The sequence below is a fragment of the Bacillota bacterium genome (assembly GCA_013178415.1).
GTDB lineage: Bacteria > Bacillota > SHA-98 > Ch115 > Ch115 > Ch115.
Map to the genome: position 1 here is coordinate 15,059 of JABLXA010000026.1, position 17,286 is coordinate 32,344.

Below are 17,286 nucleotides of genomic sequence, written 5' to 3' on the forward strand. Positions count from 1 at the left end.
CATCCTAACTAAATCAGTGCGCATAAATCTTTACCACTTATGGGGATCACCTTCTTGATATTACTACCATACCTCATACCTCGGGATGATAGTAATATTTTGATTTCCGGAAGGATGCGATAACAGGCGGTCATCTTTACATCATCCCTAAGGACGATTGACAAGGTGAGGAGTAATGGCACATTCTGAATTAAGGCATTTTGAAAGATAGTAATAGGTGACGAAGGAAATAGACGAGCGGCCTTCTAACCAGAGTCATTGCGCCGCCAGGGGGGATAACGCTAAGAGGGTAAAGGACGAAGGGTACGAGGTCTGGGTGAATACGAAAACATAGCCAGAGTTGGAGCCAATGAAGACTGCCCTTTACCCGGTCGCTTGGGGCTGTTCGAGGCAATAGCGAGACCGGCCACTGGCCATCCTTACTCTGCTCTTCTGGTGAATGTTATAGCTTTATGTTTTTGCAGAGTTGGGGAAATGAAACGAGTAGGAGCAAGGTGGTGGGTGGATAGATGCTATGGGGGCGACGATTGAGGCGATATTATTATACAGAATATGGGAAATTTATGGCTTATCTTTTAACTTCATTATTAGCCTTGATGTTGGTGGGTTTGATAGCCTTATTAATTCGGTTTATGACATAGGAAAGGATCTATATTCATTCTTCGTTTCAGGGGAGGAGATGATAATTTGAAATCCTTTCGCGTTTCGACGATCGCCTTCTGGTACCTTGTCGCAGGCGCATTATTCGCCGTTATCGTGATCTCATTATCAGGGTGCTTCGGGGGTTCTTCTCCCTCCGCGCCACAGTCAAACGTCATATCCCTTAGCGGGACCGTAACCGCTCCGTCTGGGACTCCTGTCGCTTTTGTGCAGCCGTCATTTTTCGACAGACTGGTAAGGTTAGTGGAGAGCGTGGCATACGCCGGAGTTAATGGAAACCCAGTCCAGGGTGCAAGGGTTGTTGCCACGAACTTTGCTGACGGTAAGCAGGTTGGGACCATCGCTTCTACTAATAGCAATGGAATATATACGATTTCTCGCGTACCGAAAGGGATAGATGTGGTAATCATTGCCACCAAAGAGGTCAATGTCGCGGGGACCAAGAAACAGATAAGACTTTCCGCTTTAATTCCTAACGCAGGAAATCAGTCCAGCATAACCCCTGATATAGATGCAGTCTCCACCATTGCGGCCGAGACATGGGGGAAACGACGTGGGGAAGGTATCGACATCCTTACAGAAGATGTAAGAAGCACGTATGATGCAGCAAGAAAATATGCTGATTCTCATCCCTCCATTGATCTTACAGTTGGCGGTTCGCTTATCGGGGAAAATTATGGTGCAGGATTGCAGGAAGGAGCTAATGCAGATGAGGTTGAAAATAGCGTGCCTTCCACCATTAACCCCGCGGTTGCGCCAGCAAAGGCTATTGTTCAAGACCTGCGAGACGCTGGACTTACTGTCAAGGGCACTTATGAAGAGCAAATTAAGCTTCAGAAGGAGAATATAGAACAAAAAGTTGCCCCGTACCTCACAGCTGTTGGAGATTACCTTCAGGCGATTCATCCATATGCACTTAACGGGAATTTGTTTACACTGGAGCCCGGGGAGTATACAGAGGAAAAGGTCTATACTACTTATGCGGCGAACCCAGAGGGTGCCTATAAAACAGGCACGTGGAAAGTAACCATGGAGAAAGGGCTCGTTAAAGGGCTCATTGGAGAATACACAGTATCATCCTTGTATGAGAGCCCCGCCAGCGGAGTTAGTGTCCCGAAAAGCGTAACCTTTAAGATCATCGATCCTAAAAATGCTTCCCTAACCTTTTTCGGGAAGCTTACTATGAATTACGCGGACATGAACATGGTTATCCCTGATTCTCCGCAACAGATTACGATCTCCATGCCCATCTCCGGACACCTGGAATTCACTCTTCAAGACCCCAAGCAGGTGCTTCTTGTAAATGCCACCACCTTTAAGGGAGACTACTCTGGAGAATTTAACTCAGATGGGTCCCCAAAACAGGTGAGCTTTAATGGATTGTTTACGTCTAGTGCTATTACGGCCTCCGGCAAACTTGATATCAAGCATGAGGAGAATTCCGGTGGGAGTATATCATTTGACGGCACTATAACGACCGCAACTGCTATTATCAAGGGAAGTCTCTCGATTGAACACTCGATTGAACAGAGTTCTGTAAAGGCAAACGCCGAATTTAAAGACCGCAAGGTGACTCCCACAGTCTTGGATGGCAGCTTCAACCTCACGATATCAAATGCCAATGCATTCCACTTTGAACAGCCGATAAGCCAAAATAACTGGCCTATGGGAATAGTTGAATTTGACGGGTCAGTGAAGGCACCGGGCCATCCTGAGGTTGAAGCCGAAATATGCATCAAGACTAACGAATATCAGGTATTCTCATCAGATGTTCATTATGGTCACGGCGCAAGCACCCTGGATGGAACTATAACCTACAATGGTGGTAGTGGAGTTGCTACCATGGCGTTCAAAAACCAGGCCAAACTCGTAGTCTCGATCGACGTCAGCGGGTTGAATCAACCAGGCCAGGCTAAAGCTACAGGTACGATAAAGGATTCCAGTTCCAAGCTGCTCGCGCAAATAACAACGGACAAGGGCATAATAAAGGTCACATATGAGGATGGTTCTTTTGAAACCCTTTTTTAGGGAGCTCACCGTTGAAGAGAACGCTAGAAACAGCATCACTGGGTGTTGTCACGTGAGGGCTATCTCACCTCGGGAGGGCGACATGCCCTCCCTTCCGATTTTGGATGCGAAGATATCGAGAAGGCCCCGTATAGCAGGGTGTTTTGTGATTTTTCTCGTGCTTTACATCGGTGTCTTCCTACCCCAAAAGATTCAGGCGCAATCATGGGGATCGACTTTGATTGGCGACGACCGCAGCCTTCTTTCTCATTGCTTCCAGCTGGTCGCTGATAATGAATCCAAAATACCTCCTGTGCTAGCTAACGAGTATTCAGGATATATAAATCTAAATCCGCGGGTGATAAGACCAAGAGTCGAATTTTTTCTATCGACTAACTTGTTCCCTGTCGCAAGACTATTGAATCCCATGGCCACGGATCTCGGGGAGATGGGTCCCGCGATATCAGAAGAGTCAACCTCGGGCCAGGATCACGGCATCTTTCTTGCCCGATATGCAACTCTTATAGACCAAGATTTTCGTAGAGAAGTGGGGGAAATCAGCGCGGTGCAGGCAGGGTCAATCGGCGTGTGGCTCAACCGTTACGTAGGCCTCCTGTTTCACCAAGATTCTCTTGATGATCTTATTGCAACTAAGGACGCGGTGAGGTGGCTAAGGCAGATTGGTAGTGACACGAGTAACACAGGTAATGAGATGATTTATGAAGTAGGCATCCGCGGCCGCCAATCATCATATCATGGTCTCACTCTTCTGCTGGGAAGGGATTACTTGATCGGTCACAGGCCGGTCGCCTTAGGATGTAGCATATGCGAAATTCGAGGGAGAGCCCTTAACGACCTGGAAATTAGCGGTACCGGCACCATTTCACACGATAGACAGATGGGGCTCGTCGCGTTCATGCGTGAAAAAGAATGGATCGAAGATAAGGCCGCGGGGCCTGCTTACGGTTTCTCCTTTGACATTGCTGGTGCAGTTCGTATTACCAGGGATGCCATGTTGGGTGCCCAGATCCATAATTTCGTTGGATTCATGAAGTGGAAAGGCGCTAAATGGACTGAGGGCATCATAAATACGAACACCATTACTACTGATAGTCAGGGGTATATCACCCATGCACCTACCATAATTGGAAGGGAATTTCGGAAAGATATTACAGAATTTCCCGACCAAGGCCTTGAATTGGCATTGAAACTGCGTAGATCTTCTGTCAGCGACCTGGATATAGGATTGTGGTACGGGGGGAAGACGCTTTTACCTTTTGGTCGGGTATCTTTTAGAGATATAGGCAGAGGGCCCGGTTTTGGAATTGGGTACCTGCCTGCGCCTGAAGCGGGAGATCGTATGGTCTGGTCGGTTGAGTTATATAAAGATGACTGGAAGCTGGTAGTAACTTCTGATGCCTTTGATCTGAGCCGTTGCGAAGTGGTTGGGGCTCAATTTGAAGGTACAATAAGATTTTAGCGCCCTGCCTGATCAGTGGAGCGCCACCTTCCTCGCTCCGAACCATTCCCCGGCCCGCGCCGGGAGTCTATGTATATCAATATCATGATACATAAAATCAATCATCAGGTAGAGCAAGGTGGTTTTCTCGCTTTCTCGCCTCGCCCGCCCGTTGCCTCACGTAAAAATATGCTTGAAAGGCCCGTTGCTTTTCCATGCAAAATATGGTATAATTTATTCGACATTTTAAAACTAAAGATGGGGAGTTGCGGCAAGGAAGCCTTTGCTGCGTAAAACCTTCAAGGTGCCAAGGTTTGGTCCGATGCGCCGGCCATCACTATCAGTCGAAGTAGGTGGGGCAAGGGACACCCGAGGACAAGCCCTAAGTAAGATGGAGGTGTCGAGATATGCCTGATTTGATACCATGGAATCCGTGGAGGGAGCTGGCAGAGTTCGCAGACGCCTTTGAACGCTTCTGGGGCCATAGGTTCCCAAGGCGCCGGGGAGAGGGTTGGTTCTCCGGGGGGCCATGGCTCCCGGCGGTTGATGTGTACGACCGAGGAGATTCGATAGTAGTAAAGGCTGAGATACCAGGGGTGGATAAAGATGAGGTCAGCCTCACCCTGACCGATGATGCCCTTACCATTAGCGGTGAAACCCGCCGCGATGAAGAAGTCAAGGACAAGGATTACTACCGCCGCGAACGGACTTACGGGAGCTTCACCCGGACAATCCCACTCCCGGCGCCAGTGCGGAGGGAAGGCGCCAAAGCGACCTTCAAGAATGGGGTCTTGGAAGTGGTCCTGCCAAAGGCCCGAGGCGCCGAATCACGTGGCACGCAGATCCAAATAGAATAGGCCTCAGGTTCAATAGGTCTTAGGTGCAATGGGTTTTTGGGTCCGATAGATTTTTAGATCCGATAGATTTTAGTTCCGCTATAGGTTTCAGATCGCGGATTTCAGGTCACGGACTAGAATAGGCTTTGAACCTCGGGGGCCCAGATGGAACCAGGTTCCGGGTAATTCCGGCAACCTGAGCATGTCCCAAGGCATTGGCTGCCTCGCGCACAGGTTTTGCCGCGCACAGGTTCTACGACCCTCGCGCATGGGCTTGACACTATAACAATCCTCGCATGGGCTTCGCACTGCGACCCTTGCGCATGGATTTCGCTACCGAAGCGCGGCCGGCCTGGGACATGCCGGCGTTTTTATATTTATAAGAGTTTTTTATAGGAGTTTTATCAGACAGGATTTATAAGATGAAATCCACATTAAATCCAAATTGTTGAATTCGCCCTCGGCTGTCGGAGCTGTCGGAGGATGATTGATCCGGAGACAATCATTCAATGCAAGTCTCTAGGCTTAGGCTCGATCGTTACACTATCAAGATACAGCGTATCCGGGCATAGGTCCTGACCATTTTCCCACTGAATACCCCCTCGTGGATCATCCTGTGAGGATGACTTCACCTCACCGAACAAAAACCTCGTTTGTTCACTGCGGTGAAATCCGACCAGATCAGGGCCTGGTAGGCTAGCCGCAGGTGTCCGCTTGTCAAGCGACCTTGTGCGCACATCGGCAATGACAAAGCCTGTGGCCTGAAGCGAGTCCTGGATGGCGTTCCATAGAGCCCAGGCTTCCCAGAGGAAGTTGAGTTCAGAATACATCAAGTTGCCGCCGAAGGGGGGATCAGTGAAGATGTAATCACAATAAAATCGCGTGCTGCCCTCAAGAGATGTGCTACGATTCCGATCAAGACAGACGGAGAGCCTATCTGCTTAACACGTGCTATGGTCTTAGGTATGCGGTTTTCCCAAGTCTCAAATACTTGGACTTCAATTTGATTGATTCCTCTCACGAGTTGGTCAATAGCCGCGGTAAGCCGACCCTGGTCCCCCACCCGCGCCGGTTCATCAAACAACGAACCGGTGAGAGTCGGGCCCTGCTCCACAGGCTGTTCCTCTTGGGTTTGGAGGAGCTTCTCGTCTTGAACTATATCTTCCACGAGCGACGAATTGACGTAAATACAATTGCCCGGCTTATTCAAAAAAATGAGGTAGCAGCGCGCAGCGTGGTCGAGGGGCTTGTAGAACGCGGTTTTCTAGAGCGGCAAGGCGAACGCGGGGTACGCACCTACCATCTCTCGGCTGCCATTTACCGCAGGCTTGGCCAAAAGGCGGCCTATGTCCGGATTCGGGGTTTTGAGCCCGAACAGCAGAGACAGATGATTATCCAATATGCGGGAAGACACGGCAGGATCACTCGTGGCGAAGCAGCCGAACTATGCAAAATCAGTGAATTCCAGGCGAGCCGGCTTCTAAGAGCCTTGGTTGCAGATGGCTATCTTGAATTGCGCGGCAAGGGCCGAGGAGCATACTACGAACCGAAAGACCATTCATCACACGGACGCCCCTGACGGTTTGCAGGGGCACGGCATTTCGATGACACCCTAACCACAACTGGACCCAAAACGAATTAATTGCGCAAAAACGAGCGCGCTCGTTTTTTGTCGGCTCGGAAACGAGCGCTCGATTATCTGTTCCATCTGCCATCCGCTGCGAAGGAGAAACGGGGCTATCAAAGATGGTCTCCTGCCTCCTGAACACCGGCGTTAAATGCAGCTACAGATATTCACCCCACCCCCGCCGCTTCAGCGCAGAGACAAGTGCCCGTATATCGGACGCTCTATCTTTCCGGCATACCAGCGTTACGTCCGGGGTCTCGACTATAACCAAGTTGTCCACTCCGAGTGTAACAATGAGCCGATGAGTAGGCTCTTTGCTTCCAGCCGCCATCCCCTTTGCAATAGGTCCATTGCCGTTACCATTGCCGTTCATATCCTGCACCAGAATGCAATTTCGCGTATCGATGCCGAAGGGAATTTCAAAGGGATGTTATAGAAACCCCTGAAAGGAGCATTGAACTTGGGTTACAGCTCCGCACTATCCCGACCGGATAGTTGCAACTATCAGCACTATTCCCGGGGGATAGTTTAAGCTATTGTCACTATCCCAACTGGATAGTGATAACCATTGACACTATTCACGCCGGACAGTTTAAGCCATTAACACCATCCCAACCGAATAGTGATAACCACCAGCACTATCCTCACTATATAGTTTAAGCCATCGACGCTGTTCCTATCGGGTAGTGCTAACCATTTAAACTGTCCCTACCAGACGGTGCTGACTATATGATCTGACATTGAAGTAAGAGAAAAATCCAATATTAGCTTTTCACCCAATCCTTGCAGAGCACTTCCGCCTGCTCCACTACGAGCTCGGTCGCCCGGGCCTGTTTATCCGGCGGATAGCCGTAACGCCGGAGGATTCGTTTAATCATTACGCGCATTTGGGCACGAACGTTTTCCCGCATGGTCCAATCAATTGTCAGGTTGTTCCGCACGGTGCGCACCAGTTCCTGGGCGATGGTCCGCAGGGTAGCGTTGCCCAGAACCTTCACGGCGCTGTCGTTGACCTCCAGGGCATCATAAAAGGCGACCTCGTCTTCGGTCAGCCCAAGCTTCTCGCCGCGCCGGCCGGCCTCCCGCATCTCCCTAGCCAGCGCGATGAGTTCTTCGATGACCTGTACTGCCTCGATCGCGCGGTTTTGATACCGTTTGATCGACTGCTCCAGCATTTCGGCGAAGGATCGGGCCTGGATGATGTTCTTCTTGCCACGCGTCTTAATCTCGCCTTCCAGCAGTTTGCGTAGCATTTCGATGGCCAGATTGCGATGTGGCATCCCCCGCACTTCTGCCAGGAATTCATCCGAGAGGATGGAGATGTCGGGCTTCTTCAGTCCGGCGGCGGCAAAGATATCGATGACTCCATCTGAGGCCACCGCCCTAGATACGATCTGGCGGATGGCATGATCCAGCTCATCGGGGCTGCGCTGCTCGCCGATCACGCTTTTACTCAAGGCCGCTTTCACTGCCTGGAAGAAGGCCACATCGTCCCGGATTTCCAAAGCCTTTTGGTGCGGAACAGCCAACGCAAAGGCCCTGGACAGTGCTGTCACGGCCTTCGCCAGCCGGTTCTTGCCATCATCCTGCCGGAGCACGTGTTCCTGGGCGGCAGGAATTATGGAGAGCCTTTCCTGTGGCCCACCGCGCTTCCAAGGAGACCAACCAAAGCCGTGGAAGATGTCGCAACAAACCTCATACTCTCTCAGCATCACCGCCACCGCCTCTTCCTGTTCGATGGCCGTCTGCCCCTTGCCTCCGCTTTCTGTGTATGTAGCCAGTGCTTCCTTCAGCTCATGGGCCAAACCCAGGTAATCCACCACAAGGCCGCCGGGCTTGTCCTTGAACACCCGGTTCACCCGGGCGATGGCCTGCATCAGCCCGTGCCCCCGCATGGGTTTATCCAGGTACATCGTGTGCAGGCAGGGAACATCGAAGCCGGTCAGCCACATGTCGCGAACGATGACGACCTTGAACGGGTCAGCCGGATCCTTGAACCTTTTCTCTAGCTCTTCGCGCCGGGATTTGTTACGAATATGCTGCTGCCATTCCGCCGGATCTGACGCCGACCCCGTCATCACGATTTTCAGGACACCTTTGTCATCGTCATTGTGGTGCCAATCCGGCCGGATGCGGATAATAGCGTTGTAGAGATCCACACAAATCCGGCGGCTCATACAGACCACCATGGCCTTGCCATCCATGGCCTCGAGCCGGCGCTCGAAGTGGTCGACTATATCCTGGGCGATCAACCTGATGCGTTTTTCAGTGCCTACCAGAGCCTCCAGTTGCGCCCATTTGGTCTTAAGCCGTTCCTTGTGCTCGACCTCTTCGCCTTCGGTGACTTCCTCGAAGTCCTCGTCTAGCTTCGGCCGCTCGGCCTCATCCAGTTCCAGCTTGGCAAGGCGGCTTTCGTAGTAGATGGGGACTGTCGCCCCATCCTTTACCGCCCGCTCAATATCATAAACGCTGATGTAATCGCCGAATACCGCCCGGGTGTTCTTGTCCGTCAACTCGATGGGCGTACCCGTAAAGCCGATAAATGAGGCGTTAGGTAAGGCCTCACGCATGTACCGTGCGAAACCGTCAATAAAGTCGTATTGGCTGCGGTGGGCCTCGTCAGCGATGACCACAATGTTATGCCGGTCGGACAATAGCGGGTAATGATCCTCGCCTTCCGCCGGGAAGAACTTCTGCACGGTGGTGAACACGACGCCGCCTGACGCTGTGTATAGAAGCTGGCGCAAGTGGGCCCGACTCTCCGCTTGAGTAGGCTTCTGACGTAGTAGCTCGTGGCAGCGAGAGAACGTGCGGAAAAGTTGACCGTCCAGGTCGTTCCGATCGGTAATCACTACCAACGTCGGGTTTTTCATCGCCGGTTCCAGTATCACCCGCCCGGCATAGAAGGCCATGGTGAGGCTCTTGCCTGAACCCTGAGTATGCCAAATGACCCCAACACGTTGATCACCGGGCTTTGCGTCACGCTGCCCTCTAACAAAATATGTACCTTCACCGTCACGCGTCAGCCAGGGCGGAGATGACGGCGCACAAGCGCGAATGGTCTCAGCCAAAGCCACATTCACCGCGTGGTACTGATGATACCCGGCCATTTTCTTGACCAGTGCCCCGCCGCCCGTGTCCTCAAACACAATGAAATGATGAATTAGATCCAGGAATCGCCGCCGGTCGAATACGCCTTTCAGGAGCACCTCAAGCTGAGGCAGCGTCTCCGCAGCCAGTTCCCCACCCTCGATGGTCCGCCATGGCAGGAACCATTCCCGGCCTGCCGTCAGGGTGCCGATACGGGCCTGCGTACCGTCGGAGACCACTAAAGCCTCGTTATAGGCGAAAAGTGCCGGGATTTGCTGCTTATAAGTCTGCAACTGATTGAAGGCCGACCAGATGGTGGCGTTTTCGTCGGCGGCATTCTTCAGTTCAATAACGGCCAGCGGAAGACCGTTGACGAAAAGGACAATATCCGGCCGCCTCTCATAGCGATCCTCCACGACTGTGAACTGGTTGACGGCCAGGAAATCATTGTTCTCCGGGTTGTCATAGTCAAGCACACGAACAAGATCGCCCCTTATGAAACCATCTATTCGCTGGTACTCTACCGGCACGCCCTCAACCAGGTACCGGTGTAGAGTGTGATTATCCGCCACCAACGAGGGCTGATCCAGCCTCGTGAGCTTACGAAACGCCTCCTCCAGAGCATCCGCCGGTACATACGGGTTAAGCTGCTGGAGAGCTTGACGCACGCGGCGCTCCAGGACAACTTGTCGGTATTCCCTACGCTCGGCCTGGGGCTCACCTGGCGCAATCTCCGGCCCGGAAAGGATAGCGTAGCCCAGGCTTTCTAGCCAGGCAAGGGCGGCCTGCTCGACGGTGGATTCAGTAAAACCGGAATTAGTCATGCGACAAGCTCCTCTCTCACATCCTCCCGCCTGCTCCAGGGAATCGGTCGTACACCATAGCTTCTCAGCGCCTCAAGGATATCGGTTGAGACTGACTGCTCTGAGTCATTAAGAAAGGCGTAAGCCCTTGAATTTGGGGGGCGAACTTCTTTCGTATCGATCCATGCAAACGCGAAAGCCTGGGCGGTGTCTCGACTCGGGCGATTGATGGCACGGAGAATCCGCTCCGGCTGGCGCCGCGACTTGGGGATCACGAAATCGAAAAGGTGATCATAGCCGCTTTTGCCTGTAAATTTGACCTTAGGGGTATAACGCACGTCATGGAGGTCGAGCCAGGCCACCACATCCTCGTAAAACAGGTTGGCCACCACTGGCGCTGCCAAATAAAACATATCATTAATGGCCAGGATCGCCTGCACGAGATTATGCTTACGCAAGGCGAAATTCTCAGGTGAGGCGTGTACCTCCAGCGAAGTGTCATGAAGCTGTACCCCAAAACCGTTCAAAGTCATCTTGAGTAATTCCTGGCGCTTCGGACTCTCGAGTTTGCATCCGCTTTGCTCCAGGTCCGCGATTGTAAAGCCATCGTCGGTCAACAAATAGCCGCTATTTTCCTTCCGTGCATAAATCTGAATATAGTCGTTATGGCGATCGAGATAAGGCGTCGTAATCTCGACCCATTGACCAACCTGGCGAAGCAAGGTCTTATCCCGTAGCCATGCCAGGTAGTCATCTACAAGTTTTTGGATCTCCTGAATCATAGGAATAACCCCCGCTCGATATGCGGTGGCTGCGTGACGTTGCAGAACCGCATGAAGTCCCATAACGTAACCCAGATATCCGATGTGTTACAGAAATGTTCAACAGGAAGGGGCATAGCCCATTTGTCGCCATAGCCCTCCCGGTACCTGTGAATGTGCGGGCAGGGAATGTCAACACCATCCGGATTGCGGTGAGGCGGACCAGCAAGTTCGAGACGAACCAATATCACCACCTGTCGGGCGCGGTTCTGATACTTGATTTTCAATGAGTTGATCTGTCCTCTGTTAATGTCAAGAAGAAAAACCTCTCGCTTATCCGGCGACTGGAGCGGCATTACTAGTAGTCAGTTCGTAAAATAACATTGCAATATGGTTGATAGTGGTGTATAATCTTCTCAAAGGAATTTGGGGGGATTGTGAATGACACCACGAAGAGTAAGGCCAAGAATTCAATGGTCAAATGAGGAACGAATGATGTTAAGACGGATCGCCAACTCCAGAACAGAGGCCCATTTTAGGGTTACGCGGGCTAAAATACTACTGGACTTCGCGGATGGCAAGTCCGTATCCCAGATGGCCCGGGAGCTACATCTGAGCAGGCCAACTGTCGAGCGATGTATTGATAAGGCCTTGGATCTTGGCCTACAGGCAGCTCTCGAAGACCTGCCGCGTTCTGGGCGTCCTCCTCGGATATCTTCTGAAGCTAAAGCGTGGGTGGTGGAATTGGCTTGCCGAAGACCGGTAGACTTCGGGTATCCTCATGAACTTTGGACAGTTAAGTTACTGGCTGACCACGTGCGCAGGCATGCTGAAGAAGCGGGTTTTCCCAGCCTAGCGCGGGCCGGCAAGAGTGTAATCCACGGTATCCTGTCGGGGCACTCACTACGGCCATGGGCAGTGCAGTATTATCTGCAGCGTCGGGATCCGGAATTTGAAGTTAAAAAAGCCCATGTCTTGGCGGTTTACAAGGAGGTGGCCTTACAACAGGAACGTATCAAGCAAGGACAATCATCTGATAACACCGCCGTAGTCTCAGTTGATGAACGTCCTGGCTGTCAAGTACTAAAGAATACGGCGGAGGATAGACTACCTGTTTCAGACAAGTATCCGGGGATATCACGGGACCATGAGTATATCAGGTTGGGAACCGTGTCTCTTTTAGCGGGGCTTGACATTCAGAGTGGTGTAATCCACGGTCTTGTCAGGGAGCGCCACCGGAGCAGAGAATTCATCGAGCTTCTGGAGAAGATTGATGCATACTATCCCCAAGATTGGATCATCAAGGTTATTTGCGACAATCACTCTGCTCACATCTCCAAGGAAACCCGGGCCTATCTCAAAGGACACCAGGGACGCTTTGAGTTTGTTTTCACTCCTAAGCATGCTTCCTGGTTGAACATCATAGAATGCTCTTTAGCAAGATGTCACGCACGGTCCTACGGAGCATCAGAGCAGATTCTGTTGAAGAATTCTGCAGACGGATTGAAACCTATTGGGCTCAACTAAATGAAGAACCTGTGGTATTCCGTTGGCATTACGAGGTTGGACAGGTTGATGAAGACCTATCTGCCATAGGATAGCAGTATGACAATTTATTTGAGGAACGCTATACTAGCTTTTCACCACATAAGGGAAAATTATAATGCTGTTCATCTGCTCGATGCTTTTCCATGTTGATTAAAGCATCGGCTTCCGCCTGCGTAAGGTCTAAATCAGCCATCAGAAACACCTCCCGACAATTCGCTCCGCATCAGGAGTGCGTAGTTCTCCGAAGATCAGCTTGGGCAGAAGGGAGTCGCGCAGTGCGACGAGGGTGCGGGATTGCTCCATCGCAGACCTCATCCTCTCAAACAAGGGAGTTACTATCCGTCCAAATACCTTTAAGACCAACGAATCGACAGCTGGAGCAATAATCTGGTAATCAGCCAGGCTAGTTGAGGGCACCCGCTGCCTACCACTCGAACCAGTCATCCGCTGAATCGTAAATGCACGAAAATCACTATTCCGGGCCAGTAGATATGCAAATACCGTTGGGATCGGCTCTCGTGGTCGAAGTACGATATATTCGGTTGATCCCCAGCCTACCTCGCCGTCTTTCAGGAAATCCACATAGGCGGTCTTGCCATTCTCTAGGCATGGGGTAATTCGGGCAAGCAAAGTATCGCCATTAATGAACTTCATTCCTGATCCGACCTCACGCCTAATCCAGAAATCAGGAGCGTGCCCCTGGGTGGGCATACCTGCCATGTCAAGATACGGTGCGATAACTCCTCTTGGGATATGCCTTGGGGGATTGATATCAATGAGTGCTGGTAGAGGATATATGCACCACCCTTTCGGTACTTCACCAATCTGCGATTCCTCAAATGAATCCGGAAACAATTCGGCTATATGCGGCGCCAGTCCAGCGGGCTGCCGGCCAGCGGCCTTAGCGCGCACCGGGTCAAAGTCTATGAACCATGACTTGAAGATCGCTCGCGCCATCGCCTCCAACACTTGGTTCATCCGCCGATTCAGCTCGATCTTGTCATCCAAGGCCCCAAGGATGCAGGCGATAGCTTGCTGCTCAGCATGGGGAGGAATCCGACACATGAAGCGTGTAACGAACTCCCACTTGGCCCTTGGCATTCTCGTTCCCTCCGAGCCCCGATTCGCGGCATCAACGAAATCCTGCGAAGCCATCAAATAGAATAGAAACCTGGCATCGATACCTGGTTTTGGGCGTACTACCCAAATGTCGGTTGAACAAATACCATCAAACGGTGCCATAATCACCTTTCGGAAGTAAGGCCGAAGCTTACCGAAGAGAATATCGCCCTTGCGAAACCGCAACTTTGCACTCGTCACTTCATCCGAGCTGCCCCATCCATACAGTGATAAGGTTCCTTCGCCTATATGCTCTAATCCAACATAGCATGCATTTCTTGCTGCCTCTGGTGAAACTGTATCGCGTACCAACGTCGCACAATCACCAAAACTTCTGATCCACCTTTCACCTCCCATACCCGATCTCCCCCAGATTCGCCCAGATCGCCTCATCCAGCCGCGCCGCCTCTTCCATTTGCTTCCGCAACTCCGCCGTCAGGCGGGCCATCTTCTCCTCAAATGGCTCATCATCCTCTTCAGTTTTAGCTGCGCCCACATAGCGGCCGGGGGTTAGGATATAGTTCTGTTGGCGGATCTCGTTTATGGTAGCCGACTTACAGAAACCGGGAATATCCTCGTAAGGAGGTAGCTCACGCTCCTCGGCCAGGGGCTGGGGCACACTGGCGCCAGCGGCGTCGCGCTTAGCGCGCCAGGCATGGTAGGTGCCAGCAATCTTCTGGATGTCCTCATCCGTCAATTCCCGGTGAACGCGGTCGATCATTGTGCCAAGCTTACGGGCATCGATGAAAAGCACATGGCCACGGCGGTCCCGGAAGCGCCCGTTCCTTTTATCGCGGGCGATGAACCAAAGGCACACCGGAATCTGCGTAGAGTAGAAGAGCTGACCCGGCAAGGCGACCATACAGTCCACCAGGTCGGCCTCGATAATGTTCTTGCGGATTTCACCCTCACCGGACTGATTGGAGGACATGGAGCCGTTGGCCAGAACGAAACCAGCCAGACCGGTGGGGGCAAGATGATGAATAAAGTGCTGAACCCAGGCAAAGTTGGCATTAGAGACCGGAGGAATGCCATACTTCCAACGCTTGTCCTCCTTGAGCAGCTCGCCGTGCCAATCGCTATCGTTGAAGGGCGGATTGGCCAGGACGTAGTCGGCTTTCAGATCAGGGAAACGGTCGTTGTGGAAGGAGTCGCCGTGTTCGATCTTCCCGTCAATCCTCCGGATGGCTAAGTTCATTTTAGCTAGCCTCCAGGTAGTGTAATTGGACTCCTGACCGTAGATGCTAATGTCGCCAATCCTGCCGCCGTGGGCTTCGACGAACTTGTCCGACTGCACGAACATACCCCCGGAGCCGCAACAGGGGTCGTAAACCCGGCCCTGATAGGGGGCGAGCATTTCCACCAGCAAGCGGACGACGCAGCGGGGCGTGTAGAACTGACCGCCTTTCTTCCCCTCGGCACTGGCAAACTGCGAGAGGAAGTACTCATAGACCCGGCCCAGGATATCCTTGGAACGATTCTCCCGGTCGCCCAGGCCGATGTTGCCAATAAGGTCAATGAGCTCGCCAAGGCGCCGCATGTCTAATCCGGGCTTGGCGTATTCCTTGGGTAGAACTCCCTTGAGCGATGGGTTATCGCGTTCGATGGCCAACATAGCCTCGTCGACAATCTTGCCTATACCAGTTTGTTTGGCATTGTCCCGCAAACGAGCCCACCGGGCCTCCTGTGGTACCCAGAAGATATTGATAGCGCGGTATTCGTCAGGATCCTCAGGATCAGCCCCTTCACTACGCTCAACCTCGAGTCTGGCGTGCTGCTCTTCGAAGGCATCCGAGATGTATTTGAGAAATATCAGCCCTAAGACGACGTGCTTGTATTCGGCAGCATCCATGTTGGAACGAAGCGCATCGGCAGCCTGCCACAACTCCCGCTCGAAACCGAGATTCGCCCCGTTATTGTTTTGCCTTGTCACCACTTATCTCCTTCCAAATGAAAAATCCATATGTCAGATCCATACCTTATTCCCCTGTGATATAATGACTCCTTTAGCAGAGGGACTTCTAGATCGCGCCCTCTATCTGTGGCATGCCAGGTTGCCATACCTAGCGCGAGGGAAAGTGTCTCTAGTCCCTTCTCCTCCATGTTTGAAATGGCCCGGCGTCGAATTTCTGTGAGCTTCTCTTCTGCTTCGATCTCTGCTCTTGAGTTTTCGCTCCCCTGTTGAGAGGTGTCTTTATGCTGCTCCATCTGCTCCTGAGCCAATCAAGCATCTTCCCAAGTTTATTGGATTACAGCCAGGAAAGCATTCGACATATGCCAGTATTCTCCTGCAATTATCAGCAGGTCATTCCTGATCCTTATATGAGTCCTGGTAGGATAGTGCTGCACCCAGGGCCATAGCCTCCCTTGAGCGTGGGATGGACCCATGTTCCTTGCGCAACCCTTCTCCAGATGCCGTCACACTGAAGAAATTGTGGAAGGTCACCCGCGAGTATTGCCCGATCTGCATACTCAGCATTGACTCGAGCGTTCCGAAATGCACGGCTAAACCTCAGGGTCACCGAACTTCCAGCGATGCGGGCAAATCAGCCTTCCCCATCTTCACTAGCGCCAACCGGAGTAGTCTCACCCCCAGGTCGAGTGTTTCGTAGAGCATACCTTCAAAAATGTCAAAGTGAGCATTATGGACAATATTATCTCTGATAGTCCAGAACTTCCTTATGGGTGGCAAGACTTCTACCGGAACTAGTCTCTTATCAACAAGCAGAACGGCCAAATCGGGGACAGATACAAGTTGGTTAGCTTCAGGAAGGCCATTGGCGTCTGCCCGTTCCCGCAGAAGGGATTCCAGTTCGCTGGCTAGCAAGACAAAAGCCCCCCTCGGGTCGGGGTAACGGAAGACACGCTCCTCCGCTAATATCAAACGCTCTCGATCCAGTTCCTTCCCTCTGCTCTTCGATTCAGCCTCCGATGTTTGCTTCGCCAGGTCGCTAAACTTGAGTTTCAAGCCCGGGACCTCAAGGTTTTCTATTTGATTGAGCAATCTCTCAATCTGCGGGAGTATTAGAAGTCCGATGGCAATACAGGTAAGAGTAAGGGAAAGAGCGTCAAATGCTAAATCTGGCAATACCATACGAGCCACTACAAGCGCTATTAAGAATAGAGCAGCGATATATCTCATTACCTGGCTCCCCCAGTCTCTACCTCTAGTATAGCGTTCCTCAAATAAATTGTCATACTGCTATCCTATGGCAGATAGGTCTTCATCAACCTGTCCAACCTCGTAATGCCAACGGAATACCACAGGTTCTTCATTTAGTTGAGCCCAATAGGTTTCAATCCGTCTGCAGAATTCTTCAACAGAATCTGCTCTGATGCTCCGTAGGACCGTGCGTGACATCTTGCTAAAGAGCAC

At 51.8% G+C, this 17,286-nt stretch carries 16 protein-coding genes, 1 pseudogene and 1 riboswitch; of the genes and pseudogenes, 7 read left to right on the forward strand and 10 right to left on the reverse strand.

The window, feature by feature from the left end:
• The first annotated feature begins 333 nt into the window (after nucleotides 1-333).
• Nucleotides 334-414: riboswitch (cyclic di-GMP riboswitch) on the forward strand.
• 100 nt (nucleotides 415-514) lie between these two features.
• The 4 genes from HPY52_15030 to HPY52_15045 all read left to right on the forward strand — a co-directional run bounded on the left by HPY52_15030 (nucleotide 515) and on the right by HPY52_15045 (nucleotide 4,983).
• Nucleotides 515-691 carry a hypothetical protein gene (locus tag HPY52_15030; protein NPV81551.1) on the forward strand — a complete coding sequence of 59 codons (177 nt, stop codon included), beginning with the start codon at nucleotides 515-517 and terminating at the stop codon, nucleotides 689-691.
• Nucleotides 688-2,688: a carboxypeptidase regulatory-like domain-containing protein gene (locus HPY52_15035; protein NPV81552.1), complete on the forward strand. Its 2,001-nt coding sequence runs from the start codon at nucleotides 688-690 to the stop codon at nucleotides 2,686-2,688. Before HPY52_15030 ends, HPY52_15035 begins: the two co-directional genes overlap by 4 nt.
• A complete protein-coding gene (locus HPY52_15040) occupies nucleotides 2,672-4,147 on the forward strand; it encodes a hypothetical protein (GenBank protein ID NPV81553.1) in 1,476 nt (491 codons plus the stop codon). Before HPY52_15035 ends, HPY52_15040 begins: the two co-directional genes overlap by 17 nt.
• A 386-nt stretch (nucleotides 4,148-4,533) precedes the next feature.
• Nucleotides 4,534-4,983 (forward strand): Hsp20/alpha crystallin family protein, encoded by a 450-nt coding sequence (locus HPY52_15045; protein ID NPV81554.1) that lies wholly within the window; start codon nucleotides 4,534-4,536, stop codon nucleotides 4,981-4,983.
• Between the two features lie 485 nt (nucleotides 4,984-5,468).
• Here the strand turns inward: HPY52_15045 and HPY52_15050 are convergent, their stop codons facing one another.
• A complete protein-coding gene (locus HPY52_15050; protein NPV81555.1) occupies nucleotides 5,469-5,792 on the reverse strand; it encodes a hypothetical protein in 324 nt (107 codons plus the stop codon).
• Nucleotides 5,792-6,130, reverse strand: coding sequence for a hypothetical protein (locus tag HPY52_15055; GenBank protein NPV81556.1), 339 nt, complete (start codon nucleotides 6,128-6,130; stop codon nucleotides 5,792-5,794). The genes HPY52_15050 and HPY52_15055 overlap by 1 nt, the downstream gene beginning before the upstream one ends.
• Between HPY52_15055 and HPY52_15060 the strand changes: the two genes are divergently transcribed.
• Nucleotides 6,113-6,541 carry a hypothetical protein gene (locus HPY52_15060; protein NPV81557.1) on the forward strand — a complete coding sequence of 143 codons (429 nt, stop codon included), beginning with the start codon at nucleotides 6,113-6,115 and terminating at the stop codon, nucleotides 6,539-6,541. The two genes, HPY52_15055 and HPY52_15060, sit on opposite strands and share 18 nt — an antisense overlap.
• 205 nt (nucleotides 6,542-6,746) lie before the next feature.
• Here HPY52_15060 and HPY52_15065 read toward each other — a convergent pair whose 3' ends face one another.
• The 3 genes from HPY52_15065 to HPY52_15075 form a co-directional block, all read right to left on the reverse strand.
• Nucleotides 6,747-6,962, reverse strand: coding sequence for a hypothetical protein (locus HPY52_15065; protein ID NPV81558.1), 216 nt, complete (start codon nucleotides 6,960-6,962; stop codon nucleotides 6,747-6,749).
• Between the two features lie 391 nt (nucleotides 6,963-7,353).
• Nucleotides 7,354-10,503 carry a type I restriction endonuclease subunit R gene (locus tag HPY52_15070; GenBank protein ID NPV81559.1) on the reverse strand — a complete coding sequence of 1,050 codons (3,150 nt, stop codon included), beginning with the start codon at nucleotides 10,501-10,503 and terminating at the stop codon, nucleotides 7,354-7,356.
• Nucleotides 10,500-11,264 (reverse strand): DUF1829 domain-containing protein, encoded by a 765-nt coding sequence (locus HPY52_15075; GenBank protein NPV81560.1) that lies wholly within the window; start codon nucleotides 11,262-11,264, stop codon nucleotides 10,500-10,502. The genes HPY52_15070 and HPY52_15075 overlap by 4 nt, the downstream gene beginning before the upstream one ends.
• 95 nt (nucleotides 11,265-11,359) lie before the next feature.
• Between HPY52_15075 and HPY52_15080 the strand changes: the two genes are divergently transcribed.
• Nucleotides 11,360-11,533 (forward strand): hypothetical protein, encoded by a 174-nt coding sequence (locus HPY52_15080; GenBank protein ID NPV81561.1) that lies wholly within the window; start codon nucleotides 11,360-11,362, stop codon nucleotides 11,531-11,533.
• A 151-nt stretch (nucleotides 11,534-11,684) separates the two neighbouring features.
• Nucleotides 11,685-12,844 (forward strand): annotated as a pseudogene (locus HPY52_15085) (IS630 family transposase).
• A gap of 139 nt (nucleotides 12,845-12,983) precedes the next feature.
• Here the strand turns inward: HPY52_15085 and HPY52_15090 are convergent.
• The 5 genes from HPY52_15090 to HPY52_15110 form a co-directional block, all read right to left on the reverse strand.
• Nucleotides 12,984-14,096, reverse strand: a complete 1,113-nt coding sequence (locus HPY52_15090; protein ID NPV81562.1) for a restriction endonuclease subunit S — start codon at nucleotides 14,094-14,096, stop codon at nucleotides 12,984-12,986.
• Nucleotides 14,097-14,256: 160 nt separating this feature from the next.
• Nucleotides 14,257-15,762, reverse strand: coding sequence for a type I restriction-modification system subunit M (locus tag HPY52_15095; protein ID NPV81563.1), 1,506 nt, complete (start codon nucleotides 15,760-15,762; stop codon nucleotides 14,257-14,259).
• Nucleotides 15,763-15,839: 77 nt separating this feature from the next.
• Nucleotides 15,840-16,133: a DUF4011 domain-containing protein gene (locus tag HPY52_15100; protein NPV81564.1), complete on the reverse strand. Its 294-nt coding sequence runs from the start codon at nucleotides 16,131-16,133 to the stop codon at nucleotides 15,840-15,842.
• Between the two features lie 82 nt (nucleotides 16,134-16,215).
• Nucleotides 16,216-16,389, reverse strand: coding sequence for a hypothetical protein (locus HPY52_15105; GenBank protein NPV81565.1), 174 nt, complete (start codon nucleotides 16,387-16,389; stop codon nucleotides 16,216-16,218).
• Nucleotides 16,390-16,428: 39 nt separating this feature from the next.
• Nucleotides 16,429-17,052 carry a hypothetical protein gene (locus tag HPY52_15110; GenBank protein NPV81566.1) on the reverse strand — a complete coding sequence of 208 codons (624 nt, stop codon included), beginning with the start codon at nucleotides 17,050-17,052 and terminating at the stop codon, nucleotides 16,429-16,431.
• Nucleotides 17,053-17,286 lie beyond the last annotated feature (234 nt).

What these genes read in the sequence shown, in the direction of transcription:
- HPY52_15030 (NPV81551.1), top strand. Translation starts at nt 515, where the DNA reads ATGGGGGCGACGATTGAGGCGATATTATTATACAGAATATGGGAAATT.
- HPY52_15045 (NPV81554.1), top strand. Translation starts at nt 4,534, where the DNA reads ATGCCTGATTTGATACCATGGAATCCGTGGAGGGAGCTGGCAGAGTTC.
- HPY52_15050 (NPV81555.1), bottom strand. Translation starts at nt 5,792, where the DNA reads ATGTATTCTGAACTCAACTTCCTCTGGGAAGCCTGGGCTCTATGGAAC.
- HPY52_15065 (NPV81558.1), bottom strand. Translation starts at nt 6,962, where the DNA reads ATGAACGGCAATGGTAACGGCAATGGACCTATTGCAAAGGGGATGGCG.
- HPY52_15070 (NPV81559.1), bottom strand. Translation starts at nt 10,503, where the DNA reads ATGACTAATTCCGGTTTTACTGAATCCACCGTCGAGCAGGCCGCCCTT.
- HPY52_15075 (NPV81560.1), bottom strand. Translation starts at nt 11,264, where the DNA reads ATGATTCAGGAGATCCAAAAACTTGTAGATGACTACCTGGCATGGCTA.
- HPY52_15080 (NPV81561.1), top strand. Translation starts at nt 11,360, where the DNA reads ATGTTCAACAGGAAGGGGCATAGCCCATTTGTCGCCATAGCCCTCCCG.
- HPY52_15095 (NPV81563.1), bottom strand. Translation starts at nt 15,762, where the DNA reads ATGGATGCTGCCGAATACAAGCACGTCGTCTTAGGGCTGATATTTCTC.
- HPY52_15105 (NPV81565.1), bottom strand. Translation starts at nt 16,389, where the DNA reads ATGCTGAGTATGCAGATCGGGCAATACTCGCGGGTGACCTTCCACAAT.
- HPY52_15110 (NPV81566.1), bottom strand. Translation starts at nt 17,052, where the DNA reads ATGAGATATATCGCTGCTCTATTCTTAATAGCGCTTGTAGTGGCTCGT.